This window comes from Kitasatospora cinereorecta, from assembly GCF_024172095.1.
GTDB lineage: Bacteria > Actinomycetota > Actinomycetes > Streptomycetales > Streptomycetaceae > Kitasatospora > Kitasatospora cinereorecta.
This window is the reverse complement of the sequence record NZ_JAMZDX010000001.1, coordinates 725,538-752,403: the sequence shown is the minus strand read 5'-3', so window position 1 is coordinate 752,403 and position 26,866 is coordinate 725,538. Positions and strand designations below refer to the sequence as shown.

Below are 26,866 nucleotides of genomic sequence, written 5' to 3'. Positions count from 1 at the left end.
TTTCTCGCTGACCCCGCGCGGCCGCTATCGCCGCTGCGGGATCTTCGAAGACTTCGTGGAGTCGGGGGGCGATCCGTCCGATCATCGGAGGGACCTGGCCGCTTCCCGTACTCCGCCGTTGGGACGGACGATAGCAGTCCGTCAGAGGGGCATAAACACCGCCCCCCTCGCGAGAGGGACGGTGCGCCCCGCTCACGATTGACGCCCGGATTTCGGCTTGTCGTCGCGGTCGACGTCCGGCTGGACGTAGGAGATCTTCGCCTTCAACGCACCCCTGACCTGGAACGCCGTCCAGATCAGCACCAGACCGAGAAGGGTGAAGCCGAACACCTTGGTGTCGAAGAGCGTGGTGTCCTTGAACAGCGCGAGGACGATGCCGACCAGCAGGATCTGCGTCGTGTAGACCATCAGCGCCGCAGGCATCAGCATCTGCGGGTTGTTCCTCGTCAGCCGGTCGAGGGCGATCAGACCGGACCCGAAGAACACGATCACCAGCAGTGTCGCGAAGAGCGCGCCAAGCAGCCCCTTCGACCCCACCACTCCGGTGGAGATCGCCATGGCGATCAGTCCGGCGACCGCAGTGGGGATTGCGGCGCCGCGGAGGATCCGGGCGTCGTGGGACGGCATGTCGGCAACTCCGGCGGCATGTCGTAGTGACGGGGGAAGGCCGAGAACGTGAACGGCCGGCCACTAGAGGTCTTCGGCGTGTTCTCGGTACTCGTGAACGGTATCACAAACTATTTGATGAGAGCTTTACCATGAACGTGTGGTACCTGTCACACCAACGGCCCAGCAGTGCCCGCCGTACGGGCGAAGCCAGTTGACGTACGGTCAGCCCTTCTGGTCGACGCGCGGGCCGACCGCGTGCGCGCCGGTGCCCAGCCGGCCCAGCAGGGCCTTGTCCTCGGCCGAGAGCTCGGCCATCGCCGGGGTCTGCGGGGCGTCCTCGACGGTCGCCCCGGCGGTCTCCGCGAGCACCTCGGCCCGCTCCGCGACGGCCGGCTCGCCCTTGCGGTAGCGCGGCGGCACGAAGGCCTGCACGGCCCGGGGCGCGTGCGGACGGAAGCGCGGCATCAGCAGCACCACGATGCCGACCAGGCAGAGCCCGGCCATGGTGAGCACCACCGCGCGGCCGGTGTTGGTGACCGAGACCGCGACGGTGCCGAAGGCGATCAGCGCCGCCCAGAAGTACATGATCAGGACGGCCCGGCTGTGCGAGTGGCCGACCTCCAGCAGGCGGTGGTGCAGGTGCTGCTTGTCCGCGGCGAACGGCGACTTGCCGGCCCAGGTGCGGCGGACCACGGCCAGCAGCAGGTCGGCCAGCGGCAGCGCGATCACGGTCAGCGGGAGCACCAGCGGGATGTAGATCGGCACCAGGGCGTGGACGGTGGCCGTCTTGGACCCGGTCTGGTAGGTGATCAGGTCGGGGTCGACGCGGCCGGTGATCGAGATGGCGCTGACCGCCAGCATCAGGCCGAGCATCATCGAGCCCGAGTCGCCCATGAAGATCCGCGCCGGGTGCAGGTTGTGCGGCAGGAAGCCCAGGCACATCCCGATCAGCACCGCGCTGAACAGCGCCGCGGGCGCCGCGTCGTTGATCCCGTACCCGAGCCAGAGGCGGTAGGAGTACAGGAAGAAGGCCATCGCGGCGATGCAGACCATGCCGGCCGCCAGGCCGTCCAGGCCGTCGATGAAGTTCACCGCGTTCACCATGACGACCACCAGGGCGACCGCGATCAGCATGCCCTGGGTCGGGGTGAGCGCGACCTGGCCGTAGCCGGGCACCGGGATCGAGATGACCGTCACGCCCTGCCAGACCATCACACCGGCGGCGACCATCTGGCCGCCCAGCTTCACCAGGGCGTCCACGCCCCACTTGTCGTCCAGCACACCCAGCACGAACATGATCCCGGCGCCGGAGAGCAGCGCCTTCACGTCGGCGGTCTGGTCGAACAGGCGACCGAGGTTGGTCAGCTGCGAGGCGGCCAGCAGACCGGCGAGCAGACCGCCGAACATGGCGATGCCGCCGAGCCGCGGGGTGGGCTCCCGGTGGACGTCACGGGCGCGCACCGCCGGCATCGCACCGGCCGCGATGGCGAACTTCCGGACCGGGCTGACCAGCAGGTAGGTCACCGCTGCGGACACGAACAGGACCAGCAGATACTCACGCACCACTGGCCTCCTGGTTCACGCTCCGACAGTCGAGTACGCAGGGTACTCCCGTCGTGTTTCGGGGTTCGAGGTGCGTCGCCACGGAGCACACCTTATTGAGTCCGACGCTCCCCGCGCGCATCGCGGTTCGCCCCGGACCGGAGGCAATACGGGAAGCAAGGCGGCGGCGTGCTCATCGCCGGCCCGCGAACGCCCTGGCCAGCTCCTGGATCCGGGACCGGACGGCGCCGTCCGTCCCGTCCCCGAGCAACCCGCCGACCAGCCGACCGATCTCGCCGAGCTCCTCCTCCCCCATGCCCTGGGCGGCGGCCGTCCCGGTGCCGAGCCGGATGCCGGACGCCTCGGTGGGCGGCGCCGGGTCGTACGGCAGCGCGCACTTGCCGAGCATCACCCCGGCCGCCGCGCACCGCCGCTCGGCCTCCAGGCCGCTCAGGCCGAGCGGGCTGACGTCCACGGTCACCAGGTGGGTGTCGGTGCCGCCGGTCATCGGCCGGGCGCCGGACTCCCCCAGCGCCGCCGCCAGCGCCCGGGCGCCGTCCACCGCGCGCCCGATGTAGGCGGCGAACTCGGGGGTGGCCGCCTCGGCCAGCGCGACGGCCTTCCCGGCCACCTCGTTCATCGCCGCGCCGCCCTGGCAGAACGGGAACACCGCCCGGTCGATCCGGTCGGCCAGTTCGGCGGTGCACAGCAGCAGGCCGCCGCGCGGGCCGCGCAGCAGCTTGTGGGTGGCGGCGACGGTGACGTCGGCGTACGGCACCGGCGACGGCGCGGCGCCGGCCGCGACCAGGCCGGTGGTCTGCGCGGCGGAGGCGATCAGATAGGCGTCCACCTCGTCGGCGATCTCCCGGAAGGCCGCCCAGTCCCAGTGCCGGGGGTAGGAGATGCCGCCGGCGATGATCGCCTTCGGGCGGTGCCGGTGGGCCAGTTCGCGCACCTGGTCGAGGTCGATCAGGCCGTCGTCCTCGCGCACCCCGTAGCCGACGAAGTCGAACCAGCGTCCGGAGAAGTTGGACCGCGAGCCGGCGCTGAGGTGTCCGCCGTGCTCCAGCGAGAGCGCCAGCACCGCGTCGCCCGGCCGCAGCAGCGCCGCGTAGGCCGCCAGCATCGCCGAAGTCCCGGACCGGGGCTGGACGTTGGCGTGCGGGGCGTCGAACAGCTGGCAGGCCCGGTCGACCGCGAGCACCTCCACGGTGTCGGCCGGGGCGCAGCCGGTGTGGTGGCGGTGGCCGGGGTAGCCCTCGGCGTACTTGTCGACCAGCGGGCCGCCGAGCGCGGCCAGGACGGCGGGGCTCACCAGGTTCTCGCCGGCCAGCAGCTGGACGCTGTCGGCGCGGCGCTCGGCCTCGGCGGACAGCAGGTCGGCGACCAGCGGATCCGCCTGCCTCAGGGCCGCGGAGGCCTCCCAGTGGGTCTGCACGGCATCGGTGACCGTCATCGCGTGGCTCCCGGGCAGCGGCGGGCTTGGGGCACCTCCCAGGGTAGGTCCGCACCGGGCCTGCGGCCCGTCCGCACACACCGGCGTACCGCCGTCAGAGCACGCCCGACCAACCGGCACTGCCCGAGCACGGGTTCATCACACAGTCTTCACCATGGGTTCACCGGGACACCCCGGTCAGCGCGGTGACGACCGGGTCGAGGGCGTCGAATATCTCCTCGCCGCAGTTGCGGAACATCCCGATCGGCGCGCCGTAGGGGTCGTGCAGCTCGTCCGACTCCGGGGTCGAGGCCAACAACCACCCGCGCAGCGCAGCGGCCGCCCGGACCAGTGCGCGGGCGCGCTCGGTGAGCCGCGCGCCGTCCCGGGGGTCGGGCAGGGTCCGCGGGTCGACCCGGGCGACCAGGCGGGTGAACTCCTTCAGCGTGAAGGTGCGCAGCCCCGCGGAGTGGCCCATGGAGATCACCTGGGCGCGGTGGTCGAGGGTGGCGGTGAGCACCAGGTCGGCCTCGACGACGTGCTCGTCCAGCAGTTCCCGGCCGATGAAGTCCGCGCTGTCCGCGCCGTACTCCCCCAGCACCGTCGCCGCGTGCGCCTCCATCGGCGCGCCCTCGTGCCCCCAGGTGCCGGCGCTCTCCACCACGATCCGTCCGGCCAGGTCCCGGCCGAGCCGGGACTCCAGCTCGAGCCGGGTCAGCCGCTCGGCGATCGGCGAGCGGCAGATGTTGCCGGTGCAGACGAAGAGGATCCGGAACGTGTCGAGCGGACGTGACACCACCGCCACCGACCCGGCTATGCCGGGGTCGGCCGCGTACAGCGAGGCGGCTGTCAACTGCCGGCCTCCACGTCCGGAACGACCTCCCTCAGCTGCTCGACGGTGACCGCGCCCGCCCGCAGCACGACCGGCACCTTCCCGGTGACGTCGACGATGGTCGACGCGGTCGCGTGGTCGGCCGTGCCGCCGTCGAGGTAGACGGCGATCGCGTCGCCCAGCTGGCCCTCGGCCTCGTCACAGGTCGCCGGGGAGGGGCCGCCGGTCTTGTTGGCGCTGGAGACGGCCAGCGGCCCGGTGGTGTTCAGCAGCTCCAGTGCGACCGGGTGCAGCGGCATCCGGACCGCGACGGTGCCCCGGGTCTCGCCCAGGTCCCAGCGCAGCGAGGGCTGGTGCTTGGCGACCAGGGTCAGCCCGCCGGGCCAGAACGCGTCGACCAGCTCCCAGGCCTGCTCGGAGAAGTCGGTGACCAGGCCGTGCAGCGTGGTCGGCGAGCCGACCAGCACCGGCGAGGGCATGTTGCGACCGCGGCCCTTGGCGTCCAGCAGGGCGGCGACCGCCTCCGGCGAGAAGGCGTCGGCGCCGACGCCGTACAGGGTGTCGGTGGGCAGCACGACGAGTTCGCCGCGGCGGATGGCCGAGGCGGCCTCACGCAGGCCGCTCGCGCGGTCCCCGGCGTCGGAGCAGTCGTAACGGCGGCTCATCGGTGCAGTCCCCTTCCGGAAGTCACAGTGAAGCCCTGCGGGCAGTGGTGAACCTGGGCCGGTTGTTCAGGTCGCGGTGGTCGGCGGCGTCGGTCCAGCCGGCTTCCTCGCGGAAGATCCACGGCACCTGGCCGCCCTGGGTGTCGGCGTGCTCGATGACCACCACGCCGCCGGGCCGCAGCAGCCGGGCGGCCACCCGCTCGATGCCGCGGATGGTGTCCAGCCCGTCCTCGCCGCTGAACAGCGCGATCTGCGGGTCGTGGTCGCGGGCCTCGGGCGCGACGTACTCCCACTCGGTGAGCGGGATGTACGGCGGGTTGCTGATCACCAGGTCGAAGCGGCCGTCCCAGCCGTGCTCGTGCTCGAACGCACGGGTGGCGTCGCCCTCGTGCAGGGTGACCCGGCCGCGGTCCGGCGAGGCGGCGATGTTGCGGCGGGTGTACGGCAGCGCGCCCTCGTCGAGCTCGAAGGCGTGCACGGTGGAGCGCGGCAGCTCCTGCGCCAGGGCGAGGGCGATCGCTCCCGAGCCGGAGCACAGGTCGACCACCAGCGGCTCGGCGACGTCCATGTCGCGGACCGCGTTTATCGCCCACTCGACCACCGACTCGGTCTCCGGCCGGGGCACGAAGACGCCCGGGCCGACCTCCAGCTCCAGGTAGCGGAAGAAGGCCCGCCCGGTGATGTGCTGCAGCGGCTCGCGCTGCTCGCGGCGGGAGATCGCCTCCCAGTAGCGCGCGTCGAAGTCGCCGTCCTGGACGGTGTGCAGCTGGCTGCGCTTGACGTTGTGGATGTGGGCCGCCAGCTCCTCCGCGTCGAAGCGCGGCGACGGTACGCCGGCCGCGGCCAACCGCTGGGTGGCCTGGGCCACCTCGGCGAGCAGCAGGTTCATCCGTACATCCCCTTACAGGATCAGTTCTCCTGCGCGGCGGCCAGCTTGGCCGCGGCGTCGGCGTCCACGCAGGACTGGATCACCGCGTTCAGGTCGCCGTCCAGGACCTGGTCCAGGTTGTACGACTTGAAGCCGGTGCGGTGGTCCGAGATGCGGTTCTCCGGGAAGTTGTAGGTCCGGATCCGCTCGGAGCGGTCGACCGTGCGGACCTGGCTGCGACGGGCGTCCGAGGCCTCCCGCTCGGCCTCCTCCTGCGCGGCGGCCAGCAGCCGCGAACGCAGGATGCGCATCGCCTGCTCCTTGTTCTGCAGCTGGCTCTTCTCGTTCTGGCAGGAGGCCACGATACCGGTCGGCAGGTGGGTGATCCGGACCGCGGAGTCGGTGGTGTTGACGGACTGGCCGCCCGGGCCGGACGAGCGGTACACGTCGATCCGCAGGTCGTTGGCGTGGATCTCCACCTCGACCTCCTCGGCCTCCGGGGTGACCAGCACGCCGGCGGCGGAGGTGTGGATCCGGCCCTGCGACTCGGTGGCCGGGACGCGCTGCACGCGGTGCACGCCGCCCTCGTACTTCAGCCGGGCCCAGACGCCCTGGCCGGGCTCGGTGCTGCCCCTGGTCTTCACGGCGACCGAGACGTCCTTGTAGCCGCCGAGGTCGGACTCGTTGGCGTCGATGAGCTCGGTCTTCCAGCCCACCCGCTCGGCGAAGCGCAGGTACATCCGGAGCAGGTCACCGGCGAACAGCGCGGACTCCTCGCCGCCCTCGCCCGCCTTGACCTCCAGGATGACGTCCTTGTCGTCATTGGGGTCGCGCGGCACCAGCAGCAGCCGCAGCTCCTCGGTCAGCACCTCGCGGCGGGCCTCGCCGTCCTTCACCTCGGCGATGAAGTCCGGGTCCTCGGCGGCGAGTTCACGGGCCGCCTCGATGTCCTCGCCGGCCTGGCGCCAGGCCAGGTAGGTGCGGGTGATCGGGGTGAGCTCGGCGTAGCGCTTGGCGAGCTTGCGGGCGTTGGCCTGGTCGGCGTGGACCGACGGGTCGGCCAGCCGCTTCTCGAGGTCGGCGTGCTCGACGAGGAGCTCTTCGACTGCCTCGAACATTGGGGGGCCTACTTCCCGGAGAGAGGGGCGGGGACTGCGAGGGGGACCGCGGTGGTGCGGGGGGATGCGAACGGCGCCGGCCCAAACGCCCCCACGAGTACGCGGGGACGCCTGAGACCGGCGCCGCGGAAGCGCTAGGCCTTGTTGCCGCTGAGCTTCTTGCCGAAGCGGGCCTCGAAGCGGGCCACGCGGCCACCGGTGTCGAGGATCTTCTGCTTGCCGGTGTAGAACGGGTGGCACTGCGAGCAGACCTCGGCGCGGATCTCGCCGCTGGTCTCGGTCGAGCGGGTGGTGAACTCGGCGCCGCAGGTGCAGGTCACCTTGGTGACCACGTACTCGGGGTGAACGTTGGGCTTCAAGGGGTTCTCCTAGATGTTCGGGAGGGCACCGGGTCGGTGGCCGGGCAGCCACGCGTGAACCGGGACCGACGGACCAGTGTGCCAGCACTGACCGCTTCTTCCCAAACCGGCGGCCGCCCGTCGTTATTCCACGGCCACGGCGGCCCTACCTGCGGCCGGCCGAGGCGGTCGGCGCCGGGCTCGCGGGGCTCGCGACGGCCCCCGCCCTGGCCCCCGCGGTGGCCCCCGGAGTGGCCTCCGCGGGGTTGGCGGGCTGGGAGGCGACCACGGTCCGCGGGACGCCCTGGTCGGCCCGCAGGGCGGCCCAGAGCTGGTCGGCCTCGGGCTTCTTCTCGACCACCCGGTTGGCGTCGGCCGCCGCGGTGACCACCGGCAGGGTGACCATGGTCATCTGGTTCGGGCCGATGCCCTTGAGCCGCTCCGCGAGCCCGACCAGCGCGTTGACCGAGCCCAGGTCGGAGTCGGTGGTCAGGGCCTTGGTGAGCTTGTCGCCGACCGACCAGAGGGTGGCCGGGTTGGAGGTCAGCCCGATCGAGCCGATCTGCGCCATGATCGACTTCATCATCTGCTTCTGCAGCTCGATCCGGCCCAGGTCGCTGCCGTCGCCGACGCCGTGCCGGGTGCGGACGAACGCGAGCGCCTGGGCGCCGCCCAGGTGGTGGGTGCCGGCCGCGAGGTGCAGGCCGCTGTCCTTGTCGTCGATCGGCACCGTGGTGGTCACGTCCACCCCGCCGATCGCGTCTATCAGGCCGGCGAACCCGGCGAAGTCGATCTGGACGTAGTGGTCCATCCGCAGTCCGGTGAGCTGCTCGGTGGTCTTCACCGCGCAGGCCGGTCCGCCGACCTCGAAGGCGGAGTTGTACATCGCGCTGCGTGCCGCGGGCACGGTCTTGCCGTCGCTCCCGGTGCAGACGGGCCTGGTGACCAGGGTGTCGCGCGGGATGGAGACCACCGACGCGGCGCTGTGCGACTGGTTGACGTGGACCACCATCGCGGTGTCCGAGCGGGCGGTGGCGCCGGTGTCGCCGCCGGCCAGGCTGCCGTTGGAGCCGGCCCGGGAGTCGGAGCCGAGCACCAGCACGTTGAACGAGCCGTCGGTGGCCGCGGGCGGCCGGGCACTGCCCAGCTGGCCGTTGATGTCGACGCTCTTGAGGTTGCTGTTGAGCTTCCAGTACGCGTAGCCGCCGACCCCGGCCGCGAGCAGGACCAGGCCGGACAGCGTGAACAGCGCGATGCGCAGCGCCCGGCGCCGCGGACTGCGGACCTTCTCCTGCTCTGCCATATCGCCCCATTTCTCCCGCTGTGCGCCCATTCGAGCATAAGTGACGCCCGGGACGGCCTCGACGGTTCGGCGGGGCGGATGAGAACCACCTGGTGGGCGGCCTGGTGGGGCGGCGGGAAACGCCGGAGCCCCGGACCGCGGGTGCGGTCCGGGGCTCCGTCAGGTGCCGGGTCGGCGTCAGTCGCTGGAACCGGGGGTGGTCTTGGCGATCTGCATCAGGAACTCGGCGTTGGACTTGGTCTGCTTCATCTTGTCCAGCAGCAGCTCGATCGCCTGCTGCGAGTCCAGCGCGTGCAGCACGCGACGGAGCTTCCAGACGATCGCCAGCTCCTCGTTGCCGAGCAGGATCTCCTCCTTGCGGGTGCCGGAGGCGTCCACGTCGACGGAGGGGAAGATGCGCTTGTCCGAGAGCTTCCGGTCGAGCTTGAGCTCCATGTTGCCGGTGCCCTTGAACTCCTCGAAGATCACCTCGTCCATCCGCGAGCCGGTCTCGACCAGCGCGGTGGCCAGGATGGTCAGCGAGCCGCCGTTCTCGATGTTGCGCGCGGCACCGAAGAACTTCTTCGGCGGGTACAGCGCGGTCGAGTCGACACCACCGGACAGGATGCGGCCGGAGGCGGGCGCCGCCAGGTTGTAGGCGCGGCCCAGGCGGGTGATCGAGTCCAGCAGGATCACCACGTCGTGGCCCAGCTCCACCAGGCGCTTGGCGCGCTCGATGGCCAGCTCCGCGACGGTGGTGTGGTCCTCCGCCGGGCGGTCGAAGGTCGAGGAGATGACCTCGCCCTTCACCGACCGCTGCATGTCGGTGACCTCTTCCGGACGCTCGTCGACCAGGACGACCATCAGGTGGCACTCGGGGTTGTTGTGCGTGATCGCGTTGGCGATCGACTGCATGATCATCGTCTTGCCGGTCTTCGGCGGGGCGACGATCAGACCGCGCTGGCCCTTGCCGATCGGCGACACCAGGTCGATGATCCGCGTGGTCAGCACGCCCGGGTCGGTCTCCAGGCGCAGGCGCTCCTGCGGGTACAGCGGGGTCAACTTGCCGAACTCGGGACGGCCGCGGCCGCTGTCCGGGTCCATGCCGTTGACCGAGTCCAGGCGGACCAGCGCGTTGAACTTCTCGCGGCGCTCGCCGTCCCGCGGCTGGCGGACGGCACCGGTGATGGCGTCGCCCTTGCGCAGGCCGTGCTTGCGGACCTGGGCCAGCGAGACGTAGACGTCGTTCTGGCCCGGCAGGTAGCCGGAGGTCCGGACGAAGGCGTAGTTGTCCAGGATGTCCAGGATGCCGGCGACCGGGATCAGCACGTCGTCGTCGGCCAGCGGGACCTCGGGGCCGGCGCCCTCGAAGCCCTCGCGGCGACGGCCACGGCGGTCGCGGTAGCGGCCGCGCCGGCCGCGGCGTCCGTCGCCGAACTCGTCGTCGTCGAATCCGCCCTGCTGCTGCTGGGCGGCCGGCTGCTGGCCGCCGCCCTGGCGGGGCTGCTGGGCCTCCTGGCCGCCCTGCTGCTGGCCGCCGCCCTGACCGCCCTGACCGCCCTGGCGGTCGCGCTCACGGCGGTTGCGGCGGTCACGGCGGGACTCGCGGACCTCGGCGTCGCTCTCGGTGCCCTCGGCGCGCTGCTCGACGGTGCCCTCGCGGCGGTCGCGGCGGTCCCGACGGTCACGGCGCTCGGTACGGGCCTCGCCGTCCGCGGTGCGCTCGGCCTGGCGGGTGTCCGCCTTGGCCTCGGCGGCGGCCGGCTCGGCGGCGGCGGCCTCGGCGGTCGGGGCGCCCGCGGCGGACGTGGCCCGGCGGCGGGTGCGCTCGGCACGCGCCGGCACGGTCGCGGCGGCCTCGGCGGCAGCCTGGACCGGGATCTCGATCTGGGCCTGCGGCTGCGGCTCGGTGGCGGCGGCGGCACGGGTGCGGCGGGCCGGCTTGGTCTCGGCGGCCTCGGCCGGGGCCTCGGCGGTCTCGGCCGGGGCGGCGGCCTTGGTCGCACGCTTGGCGGCCGGCGCGGCGGGCGCGGCGGCACCGGCGAGCAGCGGGTCTCCGCCGCTCTTCTCCTTGATGGCCTCGATCAGCTGGCTCTTGCGCATGCGTCCGGTACCGCTGATCCCGAGGGTCGAGGCGAGCTTCTGGAGCTCGGCCAGAACCAGGCCGTCCAGGCCGGCGGCAGCGGTACGACGGCGTCGCGCCGGAGCCGCAGGGGTGGCGGCTGCGTCCGACGCCTCTGCGTCCGGGCGCGCGCCCATCAGATCGGTGGTGTCGCTCACTAAGGGTCCTTCCCTGGAGCGGACGTCGGCCTGTCTGGCTCGGCGACCGGTTGTGCTGTCCTGATCAACGTCTCTTCGCGCTGGTCAGGGGCTGGATTCCCCCGAAAGGCTGATCCCGTCGGGAGAGCTGCGAAGTGCTGGATGTGCACTGTGGTGCGAAGTTGGCGCGGATGGCCGGTTCTCGTGCCGACCCCGCTGCGCCTTGATACCCGGGCCCCCGCCGCATGCCGGAACCTCGGGCCCCTGCCCGGCCGTGCCTCAACTGGGAGGCTGCCGCCGGGGGGAGTCTGGTGCCGTCACGGCTTCGGGATGGGCCGCAATCGCGCAGGCAGGCTGCGTACGCGGTGTGGCGGACTCCCGGAGAATCGTGGTCCCGTGCTTCCGGCCCCCGCGTGGACGGGGGATCGGGATCGGGACGCGTCGCACCGGGCCCCGGAGGGCATCTGGTGCAGCAATGAGGTTAACACTACCGACCCCCTGACACATTCCCCAGCCCTGTCCTTGTCAATCGTGTCCGTCTCACATGTCGAGAGGGAGGACGGTCGCGCCGGCGCGGTCGAGCTCCAGGCGGTGCGCCGCGAACTGCGGACCCGCGAAGTTCAGAACCTTGTCGGCGCCGGCCTCGTCGGTCAGCGCCAGCACGGTCGGACCGGCGCCGGAGATGACGGCCGCCACGCCCTCGTTGCGCAGCGCGGCCACCAGGGCGGCGCTGTCGGGCATGGCCGAGGCGCGGTAGTCCTGGTGGAGCCGGTCCTCGGTGGCGGTGAGCAGCAGCTCGGGACGGCGGGTGAGGGCCTCGACCAGCAGGGCGGCCCGGCCGGCGTTGAGCGCGGCGTCGGCCAGCGGCACGGTCTTCGGCAGCAGGCCGCGGGCGGTCTCGGTGAGCACCTCGGTGGACGGGATGAAGACGACCGCGACGACCCGGTCGGAGGGCTCCAGCGTGATGGTGCGGGCGCCGTCCTCCTCCGTCCAGGCGACGGTGAAGTTGCCGCGCAGACAGGCGGCGACGTTGTCGGGGTGGCCCTCCAGCTCGGAGGCGAGGGCGAGCACGGCGTCGTCGTCCAGCGCGGAGGCGCCGCCGATGGTGACGGCGCGGGCGGCGACGATGCCGGCGCAGATGGCGGCGGACGAGGAGCCGAGGCCCCGGCCGTGCGGTATGCGGTTGGCGCAGACCACCTCGAGGCCGCGCGGCTGTCCGCCGAGGCGGTCGAAGGCGGCGCGCATCGAGCGGACCACCAGGTGGCGCTCGTCGCGGGCGAGGTTGTCGGCGCCCTCGCCGGCGATGTCCACCGTCAGCCCGGTGTCGGCGACCCGGACCACGACGTCGTCGTAGAGACCCAGGGCGAGTCCGAAGGCGTCGAAGCCGGGGCCGAGGTTGGCGCTGGTCGCGGGAACCCGGACCCGGACGGCGGCGGCGCGGAACGCGGGACCGGCCATGCGGTGAACTCTCCTGGGAGTGAGGAAGGCCCGGACGTGGGGCGGGCCTGGGGTGGTACGGCGGCGGGACAGAATGCGCGCACGACTGCGAAGGCGCGGCCCGCCGAAGACCAGAGTATCGAAGAGAGGTTCCAGAGCGGTACACCCCGCTCCCCTTCGATCGCCCGTGTTGCCAATTGTGGCCGGAAAACGGACGCCGTCCCGTCAGGGAATTGACGGGAATGGTGCGGATAATCGACGGACGCGGGCCGACCCCCGGGAAAGGGAGCCGGCCCGTCGGTGACGCTCCGTCAGCCCAGCAGCCCGAGGCGCAGGGCAGCGGCCTCCGGGTCGACCGGGACGACCTGCGGCTGCGGCGCGCCCGCCACGGCCCAGTCCGGGTCCTTGAGGCCGTTGCCGGTGACGGTGCAGACGATCCGCTGGCCCGGGTCGACCAGGCCGGCCTCCGCCTTGGCCAGCAGGCCGGCCACCGAGGCGGCCGAGGCGGGCTCCACGAAGACGCCCTCCTGCGCGGCCAACAGCCGGTAGGCGGCGAGGATCTGACGGTCGGTCACCTTGTCGATCAGGCCGCCGGACTCGTCCCGCGCGGCGAGCGCGAAGTCCCAGGAGGCCGGGTTGCCGATCCGGATCGCGGTGGCGATGGTCTGCGGCTTGAGCACCGGGGCGCCGTCCACGATCGGGGCCGAGCCGGACGCCTGGAAGCCCCACATCCGCGGGGTGCGGGCGGCCAGCCCGTCCGCGGCGTACTCCCGATAGCCCTTCCAGTACGCGGTGATGTTGCCCGCGTTGCCGACCGGCAGGACGTGGATGTCGGGGGCGTCGCCGAGCATGTCGACGATCTCGAAGGCGGCGGTCTTCTGGCCCTCGATCCGAACCGGGTTCACCGAGTTGACCAGCGCGACCGGGTACTTCTCGGACAGTTCGCGCGCCAGCGTGAGGCAGTCGTCGAAGTTCCCGTCCACCTGGAGGATCTTCGCGCCGTGCACCAGCGCCTGGCCCATCTTGCCGAGCGCGATCTTGCCCTGCGGGACCAGCACCGCCGAGACCATCCCGGCCCGCACCGCGTACGCGGCGGCCGAGGCCGAGGTGTTGCCGGTGGAGGCGCAGATGACGGCCTGGGCGCCGTCCTCCTTGGCCTTGGAGATCGCCATCGTCATGCCGCGGTCCTTGAAGGACCCGGTCGGGTTGGCGCCCTCCACCTTGAGGTAGACCTCGCAGCCGGTGCGCTCGGAGAGCACCTGGGCCGGCACGAGGGGCGTACCGCCCTCGAGGAGGGTGACCACGGGCGTGGTGTCGCTGACCGGCAGCCGGTCGCGGTACTCCTCGATGAGACCGCGCCACTGGTGGGTGTGGGCACCCCTGGAGATGACGGCGTTCATGGCTCTCTCTACTCCCCTTCGACCCGCATGATGCTGGCCACGTCGCGCACGCTGTCCAGTGCGCGGAGCTTGTCCACGGTCGCCGACAGCGCGGCGTCGGTGGCGCGGTGGGTGACCACGACGAGCGAGGCGTCGCCGTCGCGGCCCTGCTGGCGCACGGTGTCGATGGACACCCCGTGCTCGGCGAAGACGGACGCCACCTGGGCGAGCACACCCGCGCGGTCGTCCACGTCCAGGCTGACGTGGTAGCGGGTGACGACCTCGTCCATCGGCTTGGCCGGCAGCTTGGTGTACACCGAGTCGGCCGGACCGGTGGCACCGTTGATCCGGTTGCGGCAGACCGCGACCAGGTCGCCCAGCACCGCGGAGGCGGTCGGCGAGCCGCCGGCGCCCGGGCCGTAGAACATCAGCCGCCCGGCCGCCTCGGCCTCGACGAACACCGCGTTGTACGCCTCGCGGACCGAGGCCAGCGGGTGCGACAGCGGGATCATCGCCGGGTGCACCCGGGCGGTGACCGACTCGCCGTCGGCGGAGCGCTCGCAGATCGCCAGCAGCTTGACCACGCAGCCCATCTGCTTGGCGGAGGCGATGTCGGCGGCGGTCACCTCGGTGATGCCCTCGCGGTACACCTCGGCCGCGGTCACCCGGGTGTGGAAGGCGATGCCGGCCAGGATCGCGGCCTTGGCGGCGGCGTCGAAGCCCTCGACGTCGGCGGTCGGGTCGGCCTCGGCGTAACCCAGCGCGGTGGCCTCCTCCAGCGCCTCGGAGTACCCGGCGCCGGTGGTGTCCATCTTGTCCAGGATGAAGTTGGTGGTGCCGTTGACGATGCCCAGCACCCGGTTGACCTTGTCGCCGGCCAGCGACTCGCGCAGCGGGCGGATCAGCGGGATCGCGCCGGCCACCGCGGCCTCGTAGTAGAGGTCCACGCCGGCCTGCTCGGCCGCGGCGTGCAGCTCGGCGCCGTCCTTGGCGAGCAGCGCCTTGTTGGCCGAGACGACCGCGGCACCGTTCTCGAACGCCTTCAGGATGAGGTGTTTGGACGGCTCGATGCCGCCCACCACCTCGACCACCACGTCGATGTCGCCGCGGCCGACCAGGGCCTCGGCGTCGGTGGTGAGCAGGTGCTCGGGCACCCCCGGGCGCGGGCGGCCGGCCCGGCGGACCGCGATCCCGGCGAGCTCGACCGGGGCGCCGATCCGCGCGGCGAGGTCGTCGGCCGTCGTCGTCATGATGCGCGCCACCTCGGAGCCCACCACACCACAACCCAGCAACGCCACCTTCAGCGGGCGCGTACGCATCATCCGACTCCGCTCTGCATTCTTCGGTCCCCGGCGGGGCCTGGGGCGGCCCCGACGGCATTCGGTCACTACCAGTCTCCGGGACTTTTCGGCCGGATCTACGGCCGGTCCACGGTATGAGACAAGAATTTCGTCAGCCGATATCGAGCCGCAGGAGATCCTCCTCCGTCTCGCGCCTGACGACGACCCGCGCCGAACCGTCGCGGACGGCCAGCACGGGGGGCTTGAGGGCGTGGTTGTAGTTGCTGGCCATCGAGCGGCAGTACGCGCCGGTGGCCGGCACCGCGATCAGGTCGCCCGGCACCAGGTCGGCCGGCAGGAAGGCGTCCCGGACCACGATGTCGCCCGACTCGCAGTGCTTGCCCACCACCCGGACCAGCATCGGCTCCGCGTCGCTGGTCCGGGAGACCAGCGCCACCGAGTACTCGGCGTCGTACAGCGCGGTGCGGATGTTGTCCGACATGCCGCCGTCCACGCTCACGTACGTGCGCAGCCCGTCCAGCGGCTTGACCGTGCCGACCTCGTACAGCGTGAACGCGGTCGGACCGACGATCGCCCGGCCCGGCTCCACCGACAGCCGCGGGGCCCGCAGGTTCGCGGCCGCGCACTCCCGGCGGACGATCTCGGCCAGCGAGACGGCGATCTCGGACGGCTCCCTCGGGTCGTCCTCGCTGGTGTACGCGATGCCCAGGCCGCCACCCAGGTCGATCTCCGGCAGCTCGACCCCGTGCTCGTCCCGGATCTCGGCCAGCAGGCCGACCACCCGGCGGGCCGCCACCTCGAAACCGGCGGTGTCGAAGATCTGCGAGCCGATGTGCGAGTGGATGCCGCGCAGCTCCAGGCTCGCGGGGTGCGCCAGCACCCGGCGGACCGCCTCGGCGGCCGCGCCGCCGTTCAGCGAGAGGCCGAACTTCTGGTCCTCGTGCGCGGTGGCGATGAACTCGTGGGTGTGCGCCTCCACGCCGACCGTGATCCGGATCAGCACCGGCTGCCGCACGCCCTGCGCCCCGGCGATCGCCGCCAGCCGCTCGATCTCCTGGTACGAGTCGACCACGATGTGCCCGACCCCGGCCTTCACGGCCTGCTCCAGCTCGTGCATCGACTTGTTGTTGCCGTGCAGCGCGATCCGCTCGGCCGGCATCCCCGCGGTCAGCGCCACGTGCAGCTCGCCCGCGCTGCAGACGTCGACGTTCAGCCCCTCCTCGTGCAGCCAGCGCACGATCGCCTTCGACAGGAACGCCTTGCCCGCGTAGTACACGTCCGCGTCGGCGCCGAAGGCGTCCCGCCAGGCCCGGGCCCGGGCCCGGAAGTCGTCCTCGTCCATCACGTACGCCGGGGTGCCGAACTCCGCGGCGAGGGACTGCACGTCCACCCCGCCCACGGTCACGACACCCTCGCCGTTGCGGGACACGGTCTGCGACCAGACCTTGGGGTCGAGCGCGTTCAGGTCGCTCGGCGGGGCCAGGTAGTGCCCCTCGGGCAGCACGTCTCCGTGCCGGGGGCCTGCGGGGTGTGCGGAGCGACTCATCGTTGCGACTTCCTTGGCTTATGGCGAGGGGCGGCGACCGGTCTCCGTCGACCGGTCCGCCGCCCCCGCTGTGCGCATGGGGGTGTTTCCTACATCCGCTCGGGGGCGGAGACGCCGAGCAGGTCCAGCCCGTTGGCGAGCACCGTTCGCGTCGCCTCCACGAGCCAGAGCCGGGCGTGCGTGAGGTCCGTGACCTCCTCGTCGCCCTTGGGCAGGACCTGGCAGTTGTCCCAGAACCGGTGGTACGCACCGGCCAGGTCCTCCAGGTAACGGGCGACCCGGTGCGGCTCCCGCAGCTCGCCGGCGGCGGCGATCACTCGCGGGAACTCGCCGAGCTGGCCGAGCAGGTCGGCCTCCCACTCCGTGGCGAGCAGCTCCGGTTTGAACTCCGTGGACCGCGTGATGCCGAGCTCCTCCGCCTTGCGGTGGAGCGAGGACATCCGAGCGTGCGCGTACTGGACGTAGAAGACGCGGTTCTCGTTGGTCTGGCTGGTCAGGATGTTGATGTCCAGCGTGATCGTGGAGTCGGTGGAGGAGCGCGCCAGCGTGTAGCGGGCGGCGTCCACGCCGATCCAGTCGACGACGTCGTCGATGGTGATGATGTTGCCGGCCCGCTTGGACATGCGGACCTCTTCGCCGTCGCGAAGCATCTTCACGAACTGGCCGATCTTGACCTCGATGTTGCGGTCCATGTCGTCACCCGCGCAGGCCGCGATGGCCTTGAGCCGGTTGACGTAGCCGTGGTGGTCGGCGCCGAGCATGTAGACCGAGACCTCGCTGCCCCGGTCGCGCTTGCTCAGGTAGTACGCGGCGTCGGCGGCGAAGTAGGTGGTCTCTCCGTCGGCCTTGATCAGGACCCGGTCCTTGTCGTCACCGAAGTCCGTGGTGCGCAGCCAGATGGCGCCGTCCTGGTCGAAGACGTGCCCCTGCTCGCGCAGCCGGGTGATGGCCTGCTCCACGGCGCCCGAGTCGTGCAGCGTCTTCTCGGAGAAGTAGGTGTCGAAGTGGACGCCGAACTCGTCCATCGACCGCTTGATCTCGGCGACCATGAGCTTGAGGCCCTCGGTGCGGAAGACCTGGAGCTGCTCGTCCTCGGGCAGGTCGAGCACGCCCGGAGCGCCCTCGGTGATCGCCTTGGCGATGTCGACGATGTACTCGCCGACGTACCCGCCCTCGGGCACCTCGCGCCCGTTGGCGGCGGCCTGCAGCGAGGCGGCGAACTTGGTGATCTGCACGCCGGCGTCGTTGAGGTAGTACTCAGTGGTGACGTCGGCACCGGTCGCCTTGAGGATCCGGCCGAGGGAGTCGCCGACGGCCGCCCAGCGGACGCCGCCGATGTGGATCGGGCCGGTCGGGTTGGCCGAGACGAACTCCAGGTTGATCTTCAGACCCTTGAGCGCCTCGTTGCGGCCGTACGCCTCGCCGGCCTCCACGATGGTGCGGGCCAGCTCGCCCTGCGTGGCAGCGTCCAGCGTGATGTTCATGAAGCCCGGACCGGCGATGTCGACCTTGGCGACGCCGGTGATCTCTCGCAGGCGGGCGGCCAGCAGTTCCGCGACGGCTCGCGGCGGCATACCGGCCGGCTTCGCGAGCTGGAGGGCCACGTTGGTGGCGTAGTCGCCGTGGTCCCTGTTCTTGGGTCGCTCGACCGTCACGTGCTCGGGCACGGCGACGGTCAGCTCGCCCGCCTCGACGGCGGCGCTCACGGCGACCAGGACTGCCTGGGAGAGTTCTGCGGGTGTCACGACGCCAAGCGTAGGCGAGACGGGGTACCCGGCCGCCACCCGGTTTACCCGTTGAGACGGCGCGTATCAGGGTGAACGTCGGGATCATCGACGCCGCGTTCGCTCAGAGCTGAATCGGCCGCTCGGGTCCCGGGCCCTGCCACACCGGCGCACCGAACCCGTACGCGTAGCCGCGACCACCCGCACCGCCCCGCTCGCCCGCGGCATCACCCAAGGTCATCAACCGGTGGACCAGCGTCACCAGATCCGCCGGATCGAACGGCTTCGCCAGATACCCGTCCACGCCCACCGACTCGCCGCGGACCAGGTCCGCCGGGGTGCACGCACTCACTATCGCGATCGGCAACCGCGCGGTGTCCGGCGCCGCACGCAGCCGCGCCGCCGTCCGCAGACCGTCCAACCGCGGCATCACCACATCCAGCGTCACCACGTCCGGAGCGACCCGCCGGACCACCTCCAGACACTCGGCGCCATCAGCGGCAGTCACCACCTCGAAGCCCTCGAGCTCCAGGTTGACTCTGATCAGCTGGCGGATCACCTCGCTGTCGTCCACCACGAGGACCCGCCCGGACATTCCCGGCACATCACCGAGGGTAGCCGCGCACCCACCACCCCGTCCGGCCTTTCCCCACTTCCGCGCTCCCCCGCCGCCCACCCCCGCGCCACGGTCGCGCCACCCCCACCGACCCGCCCGCCCGAAACCCATGCACGGACCGCCTGTGTGGCCTGGTAGTGTTCTCCACGTCGCACCGAGCAACAACGCGACACCGAGCAGGCCCCCGTAGCTCAGGGGATAGAGCACCGCCCTCCGGAGGCGGGTGCGTAGGTTCGAATCCTACCGGGGGCACTTCGCAAGAAGCGCCAACAAAGGCCCAGGCCAGTGGAGTTCATCCACAGCCCTGGGCCTTCGTCGTTCCCGGGGCCGGAGTTCAACCCGTGCCAGACACGTTCGGTGGCCGCTCCTGCTCACAGTTCGGCCGGCGGTTTCCGTCGCCGGGCCTTCGAGTCTCGGCGTCTGTCCCACGGGCAATCAGGGGATCGCGGTCGGGGCGCAGGTGGCCCCCTCCTCGACAGTTCCAGAGGATGAGCGGCCATCCCTAGGATCTGCGCATGCAGCCGATAACGATCAAGCTTGCGACGCGCCGCCGTGTCATCAGTGCGGTCTACGCACTGTCCTGCAGGGCAGTCGCCGCTGTCCTGATCACGACGGACGTGTTCAATCCATTCGGCGTGCCGGACGTATTCAACCCGTACGGCGTGCTGGTCCACGGGTTCGGCTTCGCGGCCGGCGCATTGGGCCTACTCGTGCTGTGGGGAATGTGCGGATCGACAATGGTCGGCCCGAAAGGGATCACTCAGAGATGGCCCGGGGTGGGGTACACGATCCCGTGGGCGAAGGTCGACCGAGTCGTGGTTGTGCGAAGGGGAAAGGTTCAACGGCGCCGACAGGTCAGAGTCACGGTCAAGGGTGGGCGGAAGATCTATCTCGCCACCCCGATCGATGGAGTCTCGAAGCAGGTCAACCCCGACTTTGATCAGCAGGCGGCGGCGATCAAGGCCTGGTGGGAGTCGGTCAGACCCGAGGCGGACCCGAATTCCCCGGCCGTTACCCAACCGATCAAGCCTCTGGAGACGCCGAGCGAAGCAACGTCGCAGTCATGTGGCATTGCCTGAACAGTGCCCCTTCCGTGCCATAACCAGCGGTGGCGAGCGGTGAACCACGGCCAATCGGGACACATCAGCAGCGGGCTGCGTCGCCGACACCCAGTCGGCCGGGCACCAGCGGGCCGGTTCGCTGGTGGCATCGGCGCAGGTCACGCAGGGCAAGTACCTGCTGCCCTCCAGAGGCGGGTGCGTTCGTTCGACTCCTACCGGGGGTGCTTCATCGCGAAGTCGGTAATGGGCCTTCGTCGTTGCCGGAGCGGACACAGCGGACGGCGGCGCAGAAGGCAAACCGGCGCGCGGGCCAGGGATCCGCTTGCGACCGGGCCGGAGGCCGGCGCATTCAGGTCGGTCGTTGCGGCTGCTTGGCAGTGCGCTTGGCGAGCAGGCCGGCCAGCAGCAGGACGAGCAGGCTGATACCGGCGCCGCACACCGTCCACAGCACCCGGTAGCCCTCGGCGGCGTAGTGGGAGGGCTGCGGCAGGTCGGCCAGGATGAGCGCGCCGGCGGCGATGGCGGCGGAGTAGACGGCGTAGTTCAGGAAGCGGATCCCGACGGCGTGCACGAACAGGACGAGTGCGACGACTTCCAGTCCGCGCGTCATCGCGAACAGTCGGAGACCGGTCTCACTGGCAGGCAGCAGGAGCAGCAGCGCGGCCGCGATGGCGCCGATGAACGCGCCCGAGAGGCGCTGGGCGGAGACGAGGGTGCTCTGCTCCAGATTCGGCTTCATCGCGATGATGGCCGCGATCGGGATCCAGTAGCCGTACTGCAGGTCCAGCCCGAACGCGAGGGCGACGGTGCCGGCGATGACCAGGGCGCGGAGCGCCACGAACACGATGATCGGTGGGGTCAGCTGCTTGCGCGAGGTGTCTCCGGGGATCTCGGCGAACGGCTGGGGCAGGTCCTGGCGGCCGCGGATCAGCCATTCCACGAACGTCATCAGGATCCACAGCGCTGCCCCGCCCGCCCAGGCGACCACCTGGGCCCAGGCGTAGTTGGTGATGCGGGCGGCATGGTGGAGGTTGAACGCGAGCCCGACGGCGACGATGAACCAGACGTTGAGCAGCATGGCGTTGACGAACCTGTGCACCCCGAACGTGAGGCACAGGCCGGCCACCAGCGTGACCACGAAGGCCGCGAACGCCAGCCATCCCCAGGCCTCGCCCCCGATCCCGAACGCCAGCGCAGTGATCCCCGCGCCGATCAGCGCGAAGCCGGCGGTGCGCGACGCGCGGTACCCGAACCCGCCGCCCGGGTCGGCCAGCGACGTGAACAGCATGCCGAACAGGGCGCTGAGCAGATACTGCTCATGCCCGATCGCCCAGAAGACGATCAGCGGCACCAGCCCGACGTCCAGGAACACCACCGCTCGCCGCCAGTTCACGCCCGCGCGGTTGAGCTCGAACACCTTCGACAGCCAGCTCATCGTCTTTCCCCGGTGCACGGGCCGGCCGTCTCGTTCGGTTGCGCTGCTCATGGCCGCCCTTGCTCGCCTGCTGCGGGGTATGTCGCTCTGAAGCCGCATTGTCTGGCTGCCCGGAGAGTCACCGCGAAGCGACTCGCCGTACTTTCCCCGAAGCAGAGGGCAACCGACGCCAGGGGTTTCGGGTTGATGCGGTCGGCGAACACGGGCCGAGGCAACCCTCCGGCTGCAGTTGGACTGGGGCCGCCCAGGCCGCCCCAGGACCGCATCAGTCAGTCGCGGCAGGAGAGGCGGGGATCGCTGAGTCCCAAGCATCCCGTCACTCCGCGCCGCGGACGTCGGTGTAGACGCGGCGGTGCCACCAGGGCAGCGATTCGCCGAGCCAGTCGGTCCGGGAGGACCAGCGGTCGGGGATGGTGCGCCGACGGAATCGGGTGTCGAGGGTGTCGAGCAGGCGGCGTAGTTCGGTGCGGGCGGGGAGGGGGAGGAGCATCAGCGCGTCCTGCAGGGCGTCCCGGACGTACGCGATGTCGTCGTACTGGCAGCCGGGGCAGGAGAGGCACCCGGACGTCGGTAGGCGCAGCTTCTCGCCGGGCAGTCGCAGGAACGCCCGGTAGCGGGCGAGATTGGTGCGGACGCTGCCGGGGTGCACGTGGTAGCCGGGCCGGGCGGCCTCGGCGTTGCGGACCAGGGCGCTCGTCGTGCGGGACAGCCGGTCGATCGGCGGCAGGTCGCGCTGCCAGGAGGCGATCCGGTGCGGTTCGAGGTCACGGGCGGCGCGGAGTGCGCCGGGACGCCTACGCGGCATGGGCCTTTCGGTCGCTCGTCATGCGGTCATCCTGCCGCAGGCAGCGGGAGGAGGGCCAGGGCCGGACGGGCCGGGGCGGTCTGGAATGCTGGCGGGCATGTTGGTGCCCCGTGAGAACGCCCGGTTCGTGCTGAACCCCCACCCGATCCTGGTGCTGGACCGGCCGCCGATCCATGACGTGTTGCCGGAACTGCGGCTGGTGGACGGGCTGATGCCGGTCGTGGAGGGGTGGCAGGTCGTGGCGCAGTTGACGTTCTGCGTGGTGGACGGTCCGGGCGAGCACGGGTGCGTGGTGCCCACGGTGGGCGGGGCGGACGGGCTGGACGAGATCGGCGCCTGGTGCTCGGCGGTCGAGGAGGCGGGCGGCGCGGTGGTGGTGTCGGTCGACGGGTTGGCGGACGGCTTCGACTGGAGCGAGCTGTTCACCGGTGGTCGGGCACGGGGTGGGTTCGTGGCGAGCGCACGCTGACGCGCGGCGTCACGCGTGGCGGTCCGGCGGCGGAGCGGTAGTGGTCCGGCGGCGGTGCCGGCCGGTCATTCGCTGTGCAGCGGGAGTTCGGGGAGTGTCGCCGGTGGCGGGACGGTGCCGGCGGGCAGACTGACCGGGTGGAGTGGGCGATCGCGAGTGAGCCGGCCCGGCCGGGGCGGGGCAACGAGGATTTCGTGGGCGCGGCGCCCGGTGTGGTGGTGCTGCTGGACGGCGCCGGTACGCCGGACGGCGCGGAGTCGGGCTGCGACCACGGCGTGGCGTGGTTCAGCGCTCGGCTCGGCGTCGAGTTGCTGGCCCGCGCGGTGCGCGAGCCGGACCGGGCGCTGACCGACTGCCTGGCGGACGCCGTCGCGGCGACCGCCGAGGCGCACGGCGGCGGCTGCGACCTCGGCCACCCCGGCACTCCGTCCGCGACGGTGGTCGCCGTCCGGGTGACCGCCGAGGTGTTGGAGTACCTGGTGCTGGCCGACTCCGTGCTGGTGCTGGACCACGTCGGCGGGGTGCCGCCGGTGGCGATCACGGACGACCGCGAGGCGGTGGTCGGCGGGCCGCTGCGCGGCGGACTCGACCGGCTGGACGCCGGAACGCCGGAGCATGCGGCGGCGCTGCTCGGCTATGTCGAGGCGATGCGGGGACGGCGCAACCGCGCGGACGGCTTCTGGGTGGCGGCTGCCGACCCGGCCGCCGCGTACGCCGCGCTGACCGGCAGCGTGCCGCTCGCCGACGTCACCGGCTTTGCGCTGCTCAGCGACGGTGCCTCGCGTCTGGTCGACACCTTTGCGCTGGCCGACTGGACGGGGGCGCTCGCCCTGCTGCGGGAGCGCGGGCCGGCGGCGCTGATCGCCGAGGTTCGGCGGGCCGAGGCGGCCGACCCGCTCGGCCGGGCCCACCCGCGCGGCAAGGCGCAGGACGACGCGACGGCGGTGCTGGTCCGGCTGTAGACGGCGGGGCGAACAGCCGGGAAAGCCGCGGCGGGGCGGGCGACATGATCGTCATACTGCGACGCATGACTACCGACACCGCCCGGCCCGACGGCCCGCGCGCCCACCACTACCGCTTCGCCCACCAGGTGCTGCCCGGGCTGGCCCGGGACCTCGGTCCGCAGATGCTCGACAACGAGCCCCGGGGCGGCTTCACCACCGGGTTGGCTTCGCTCTGGCAGGGGCTGGGCGAGACGCTGCCCGAGGGTGAACGGCTGCCGGGCGACGGGCTGTCCGCCGAGTTGGTCGACCGGGGCGGCCACCGGATGCTGCTGGTGGAACTGCCGCGCCCGTCGGCCCCGGCCGAGGCGTACCTCGTCGCCGTCGCCCAGCCGGCCGGGGCCGACCACTGCCGCTGCTTCACCCTGGAGCACGGCGTGAGCCCGCTCGACGGGCAGGCGTACACGGTGCTCGCCGAGTGGGCCGACCGCAGCCACATCAACCTCGGCCCCGGCCCCGCCGCGCAGCGCGACGCCTTCGTCGCGGCGGTGGAGGTCCTGCTCACCGAGCCGGCCGAGCCGTACGCGCGGACGGGACCGCGGCCGGAGCCCGAGCCGGAGACACAGCCGGCGGAGCCGGTGGAGCCGCCTCGCCGCCGCGGGCTGCGCGGGCTGTTCGGCCGGTAGCCGACGGGCGAGCCCTGCGGGGGCGGTGGCCACGCCGACTGGCGGGGTCAGTGGGGTGGGTGGCGGTGGTGGGCGCCGCGGAGGACGAGGGCGGGGGCGTCGGGGTCGTAGGCGCCGCAGGCGGTGGCGGACCAGGGGGACCACTGCTGGGGGATGGTGTAGTAGGGCACCAGGACGGGCCCGGTGCGGCGGCCGGCGGCCTTGGCGGGGAGCAGGGCGGGCAGTACGTCGGGGGTCTCGCCGGCCAGGATGGCGCGGCGGCAGGACCGGCAGGCGGGACGGCGGTCGGCGGCTGCCTCGCGGGCGCCGCGGGTGGGGCGCTGGCGCTGTTTCTTCCCGGGCCGGTCGGGGGCGGCAGCAGGGACGGCCGGGCCGTGCAGCGGGTTGTAGAAGCAGCGGACGGCCAGGGGCGCGGGGCGGGCCCCGGCGTAGAGGGTGTGGGCTGCGGCGAGGCGTTCGACGGCCTGTTCGGCGAGGACGACGGCGGCCGCGAGGTCGGGGAGGTCGGTGTGCGGGTCGTCGGCCTGGTCGAGCAGGCGGCCGGCGGCCTCGTACGCCTCCAGGGCCCAGAGGTACGCGGTGCGGGCGGCGGAGTCGGCCGGGGACTCGGCGCCGGAGGCGGACGCCTCGGCGGGGAGGCGGAGTTCGGCGGCGCGGAAGAGTTCGCCGGCGGCGGTGACCCGTTCTGCGGCGATCCGGGCGAGCCGTTCGCGCAGGACCTCCCACTCGCGCAGCACCAGTTCGCGCCGTTCCCGCTCGGGGAGGCGCCGACCGGGCTCGTCCGGCGGGGCGGACAGCAGTCTGACGAACCACCAGCGGCGAAACACCAGGCCTCCGACCCCACGCACGGACCATCACTGCAGACGACGGGATCATTCTGCGCCTGCCCGCCGTCGGCGGGAACACCGGCCGGTGGGCGTCCGGCCGGGTGAATCGGCGGAACGGGGTGCGGGGCGGGCCGGTTGTGCGTGCGAGGGCGTACGGGGGCAAGGGCGTACAGGAACGAGGAGGGTCCGATGCGGGGACGGTACGGCGGACGGGGTCCGCGGGGTGCGGCGGTGGCGCTGGCGGCGGTGCTCCTCGCGGCGGCGGGGCCGGCCGTACCGGCAGACGCGGCACCGTCCGCACCGCCGAAACCGGCGCACCCCGGAGCGCCGGGCGCCGCGGACCCGCACGTCCACCGCGGCGTGAACGGATGCTTCGCCTGGAGTTGGGGCGACGACTGGCTGTGGGAGGCCACGGTGTACTTCCACAACCGCTGTGCGCAGCCGCACCGGCTCAGGATCGCCTGGAAGTCGAAGGCGGTCCGCACCTCGGTGATCACCGTCCCGGCGGACGGGAAGGGCCGGGAGAGCCGGATGACCGACCCGCTGGAGATCTACGACGCCGGCCGGGCGTGACCGGGCCGGTCACGAGGTCGCGGCGTCCGCCTTGCGGTAGAGGTCGCCGATGGTGTGGTCGAAGTAGGCGCTGTACGAGACGTCGTCGCTGTCGCCGCCCTGCTCGTAGCCGCCGATGATGCCGATCACCTGCCCGGTGGTGGTGTCGATCCACGGGCCGCCGCTGGTACCGCCCGGGAAGGCGGGGCAGGAGATGGTGCGCTGGAAGGTGTCCTGCTTGGTGGTGGCGTTGGTGCACAGGATCGGCATCTCGGTGTCGCCGGGGTAGCCGTAGAGCCGCACCTGGTCGCTCCAACCGGCGTTCAGGCCGAGGGTGTTGGCGCCGACGACGTCCTCGATGTCGCGTCCGCCGTTCTGGGCGACCTGGAGGATGGCGAAGTCCTCGTCGGGGTCGGAGCCGTTCTGCCAGCCGTCGGCGGTGAAGATCCGGGTGACCTTCCAACTGCCGTACGGGGCCTGGCCGTCGCGGTAGCCGGGGACGAACCGGACGTTGTCGGTGCTGGAGAGGCAGTGTGCGGCGGTGAGGATCAGGTCCTTGCCGGTGCTGTGCAGCACGGAGGCGGTGCAGAAGTGGTTGCCGGCGGCGACGCTGCCGGTGAACAGGGCGCCGACCCGGGCGGATTCGGCTCCGTCGGGGGCGGTCGCGGTCTTCCCGAGTTCGGGGGGCGGCGAGTACGAGGGGACGGTGGCCAGGTGCGGGTCCACGGTCGCGGTCGACCTCACGACCGTACCGTCGCCGGCGGTGGCGGTGGCGGTGGCGCTGGCGCTGGCGGTCGCCTCCGGGGTGGGGGTGGCGGACGGCGGGGCGGTGGCGGTGGCCCCGGGGAGCACCGAGGCGGTGACCGGGAGTTCGGCGGTGGGGCGGTCGGCGAGCGCGAAGTGCGTGGTCAGTTCGGTGGCACCGGCTATCGCGCCGATCAGGCCGACGGCGAGCACGGAGGTGACGGCTACGGGTCGGAGTGCGAGCCGTACTCGCCTCCTGCGGTGACGTCCCATCGGGTGCCTCGTTCCTGCCCACCAGTCGTTCGGTTACCCACGCCGAGCCGGGCCGAGTCGACGTGAACACTCAAACTATGCGGTGCCGGGCTGGAAACGGGGTGATGTGCCCCTGAGAGACT

25 protein-coding genes and 1 tRNA gene are annotated in these 26,866 nt (G+C 72.1%); 6 read left to right on the top strand and 20 right to left on the bottom strand.

The window, feature by feature from the left end; translation table 11 throughout:
- Positions 1-192: 192 nt before the first annotated feature.
- The 16 genes from FHR36_RS03475 to FHR36_RS03400 all read right to left on the bottom strand — a co-directional run bounded on the left by FHR36_RS03475 (position 193) and on the right by FHR36_RS03400 (position 18,930).
- Entirely contained in the window at positions 193-627 is a 435-nt protein-coding gene (locus FHR36_RS03475) for a Cg1360 family ATP-synthase-associated protein (RefSeq protein ID WP_253793650.1), read from the bottom strand.
- A 204-nt stretch (positions 628-831) separates the two neighbouring features.
- Positions 832-2,172, bottom strand: coding sequence for an MraY family glycosyltransferase (locus FHR36_RS03470; RefSeq protein WP_253793648.1), 1,341 nt, complete (start codon positions 2,170-2,172; stop codon positions 832-834).
- A gap of 172 nt (positions 2,173-2,344) precedes the next feature.
- Positions 2,345-3,607, bottom strand: a complete 1,263-nt coding sequence (locus tag FHR36_RS03465; RefSeq protein ID WP_253793646.1) for a serine hydroxymethyltransferase — start codon at positions 3,605-3,607, stop codon at positions 2,345-2,347.
- Between the two features lie 160 nt (positions 3,608-3,767).
- On the bottom strand, positions 3,768-4,439 hold the full coding sequence (locus FHR36_RS03460; protein ID WP_380232215.1) for an arsenate reductase/protein-tyrosine-phosphatase family protein: 672 nt from the start codon (positions 4,437-4,439) through the stop codon (positions 3,768-3,770).
- Positions 4,436-5,083, bottom strand: coding sequence for an L-threonylcarbamoyladenylate synthase (locus FHR36_RS03455; RefSeq protein WP_253793644.1), 648 nt, complete (start codon positions 5,081-5,083; stop codon positions 4,436-4,438). Before FHR36_RS03455 ends, FHR36_RS03460 begins: the two co-directional genes overlap by 4 nt.
- A gap of 22 nt (positions 5,084-5,105) precedes the next feature.
- Positions 5,106-5,972 carry a peptide chain release factor N(5)-glutamine methyltransferase gene (prmC, locus tag FHR36_RS03450; RefSeq protein WP_253793642.1) on the bottom strand — a complete coding sequence of 289 codons (867 nt, stop codon included), beginning with the start codon at positions 5,970-5,972 and terminating at the stop codon, positions 5,106-5,108.
- A 20-nt stretch (positions 5,973-5,992) separates the two neighbouring features.
- Positions 5,993-7,069 (bottom strand): peptide chain release factor 1, encoded by a 1,077-nt coding sequence (gene prfA / locus FHR36_RS03445; RefSeq protein WP_253793640.1) that lies wholly within the window; start codon positions 7,067-7,069, stop codon positions 5,993-5,995.
- A 134-nt stretch (positions 7,070-7,203) separates the two neighbouring features.
- On the bottom strand, positions 7,204-7,428 hold the full coding sequence (rpmE, locus tag FHR36_RS03440) for a 50S ribosomal protein L31 (protein WP_253793638.1): 225 nt from the start codon (positions 7,426-7,428) through the stop codon (positions 7,204-7,206).
- A 145-nt stretch (positions 7,429-7,573) separates the two neighbouring features.
- Positions 7,574-8,710 carry an LCP family protein gene (locus FHR36_RS03435; protein WP_253793636.1) on the bottom strand — a complete coding sequence of 379 codons (1,137 nt, stop codon included), beginning with the start codon at positions 8,708-8,710 and terminating at the stop codon, positions 7,574-7,576.
- 177 nt (positions 8,711-8,887) lie between these two features.
- Positions 8,888-10,969, bottom strand: a complete 2,082-nt coding sequence (gene rho / locus FHR36_RS03430; RefSeq protein ID WP_253793634.1) for a transcription termination factor Rho — start codon at positions 10,967-10,969, stop codon at positions 8,888-8,890.
- Between the two features lie 519 nt (positions 10,970-11,488).
- The gene (thrB, locus tag FHR36_RS03425) at positions 11,489-12,406 is read right to left on the bottom strand and encodes a homoserine kinase (protein WP_253793632.1); all 918 of its coding nucleotides are present in this window, start codon (positions 12,404-12,406) and stop codon (positions 11,489-11,491) included.
- A 290-nt stretch (positions 12,407-12,696) separates the two neighbouring features.
- Complete coding sequence (thrC, locus tag FHR36_RS03420) at positions 12,697-13,785, bottom strand: threonine synthase (RefSeq protein WP_253793630.1); 1,089 nt, start codon at positions 13,783-13,785, stop codon at positions 12,697-12,699.
- Positions 13,786-13,793: 8 nt separating this feature from the next.
- Positions 13,794-15,086, bottom strand: coding sequence for a homoserine dehydrogenase (locus FHR36_RS03415; protein WP_253793628.1), 1,293 nt, complete (start codon positions 15,084-15,086; stop codon positions 13,794-13,796).
- A 130-nt stretch (positions 15,087-15,216) separates the two neighbouring features.
- Positions 15,217-16,611 (bottom strand): diaminopimelate decarboxylase, encoded by a 1,395-nt coding sequence (lysA, locus tag FHR36_RS03410; protein ID WP_253793626.1) that lies wholly within the window; start codon positions 16,609-16,611, stop codon positions 15,217-15,219.
- Positions 16,612-16,700: 89 nt separating this feature from the next.
- Positions 16,701-18,356 carry an arginine--tRNA ligase gene (argS, locus tag FHR36_RS03405; RefSeq protein ID WP_253793624.1) on the bottom strand — a complete coding sequence of 552 codons (1,656 nt, stop codon included), beginning with the start codon at positions 18,354-18,356 and terminating at the stop codon, positions 16,701-16,703.
- 103 nt (positions 18,357-18,459) lie between these two features.
- Positions 18,460-18,930, bottom strand: a complete 471-nt coding sequence (locus FHR36_RS03400; protein ID WP_253794701.1) for a response regulator — start codon at positions 18,928-18,930, stop codon at positions 18,460-18,462.
- 201 nt (positions 18,931-19,131) lie between these two features.
- On the opposite strand from FHR36_RS03400, the gene FHR36_RS03395 reads away from it, so the two are divergent.
- Together FHR36_RS03395 and FHR36_RS03390 are read left to right on the top strand one after the other, a co-directional pair.
- Positions 19,132-19,203, top strand: a tRNA-Arg gene (locus FHR36_RS03395).
- A 263-nt stretch (positions 19,204-19,466) separates the two neighbouring features.
- On the top strand, positions 19,467-20,030 hold the full coding sequence (locus FHR36_RS03390) for a hypothetical protein (RefSeq protein ID WP_253793622.1): 564 nt from the start codon (positions 19,467-19,469) through the stop codon (positions 20,028-20,030).
- 331 nt (positions 20,031-20,361) lie between these two features.
- Here the strand turns inward: FHR36_RS03390 and FHR36_RS03385 are convergent, their stop codons facing one another.
- Both FHR36_RS03385 and FHR36_RS03380 read right to left on the bottom strand, forming a co-directional pair.
- Complete coding sequence (locus FHR36_RS03385) at positions 20,362-21,447, bottom strand: FUSC family protein (protein ID WP_253793620.1); 1,086 nt, start codon at positions 21,445-21,447, stop codon at positions 20,362-20,364.
- A gap of 316 nt (positions 21,448-21,763) precedes the next feature.
- Positions 21,764-22,252, bottom strand: a complete 489-nt coding sequence (locus FHR36_RS03380) for a hypothetical protein (protein WP_253793618.1) — start codon at positions 22,250-22,252, stop codon at positions 21,764-21,766.
- 97 nt (positions 22,253-22,349) lie between these two features.
- Between FHR36_RS03380 and FHR36_RS03375 the strand changes: the two genes are divergently transcribed.
- The 3 genes from FHR36_RS03375 to FHR36_RS03365 all read left to right on the top strand — a co-directional run bounded on the left by FHR36_RS03375 (position 22,350) and on the right by FHR36_RS03365 (position 24,348).
- On the top strand, positions 22,350-22,721 hold the full coding sequence (locus tag FHR36_RS03375; RefSeq protein ID WP_253793616.1) for a hypothetical protein: 372 nt from the start codon (positions 22,350-22,352) through the stop codon (positions 22,719-22,721).
- Between the two features lie 137 nt (positions 22,722-22,858).
- Complete coding sequence (locus FHR36_RS03370; RefSeq protein ID WP_253793615.1) at positions 22,859-23,683, top strand: protein phosphatase 2C domain-containing protein; 825 nt, start codon at positions 22,859-22,861, stop codon at positions 23,681-23,683.
- Positions 23,684-23,748: 65 nt separating this feature from the next.
- On the top strand, positions 23,749-24,348 hold the full coding sequence (locus tag FHR36_RS03365; RefSeq protein ID WP_253793614.1) for a hypothetical protein: 600 nt from the start codon (positions 23,749-23,751) through the stop codon (positions 24,346-24,348).
- A gap of 47 nt (positions 24,349-24,395) precedes the next feature.
- On the opposite strand, the gene FHR36_RS03360 is transcribed toward FHR36_RS03365, so the two are convergent.
- Entirely contained in the window at positions 24,396-25,175 is a 780-nt protein-coding gene (locus FHR36_RS03360) for a hypothetical protein (RefSeq protein WP_253793613.1), read from the bottom strand.
- Between the two features lie 189 nt (positions 25,176-25,364).
- On the opposite strand from FHR36_RS03360, the gene FHR36_RS03355 reads away from it, so the two are divergent.
- Positions 25,365-25,748: a hypothetical protein gene (locus tag FHR36_RS03355; protein WP_253793612.1), complete on the top strand. Its 384-nt coding sequence runs from the start codon at positions 25,365-25,367 to the stop codon at positions 25,746-25,748.
- A 9-nt stretch (positions 25,749-25,757) separates the two neighbouring features.
- Here the strand turns inward: FHR36_RS03355 and FHR36_RS39160 are convergent, their stop codons facing one another.
- Entirely contained in the window at positions 25,758-26,744 is a 987-nt protein-coding gene (locus tag FHR36_RS39160) for a trypsin-like serine peptidase (protein WP_301329694.1), read from the bottom strand.
- Between the last annotated feature and the right edge of the window lie 122 nt (positions 26,745-26,866).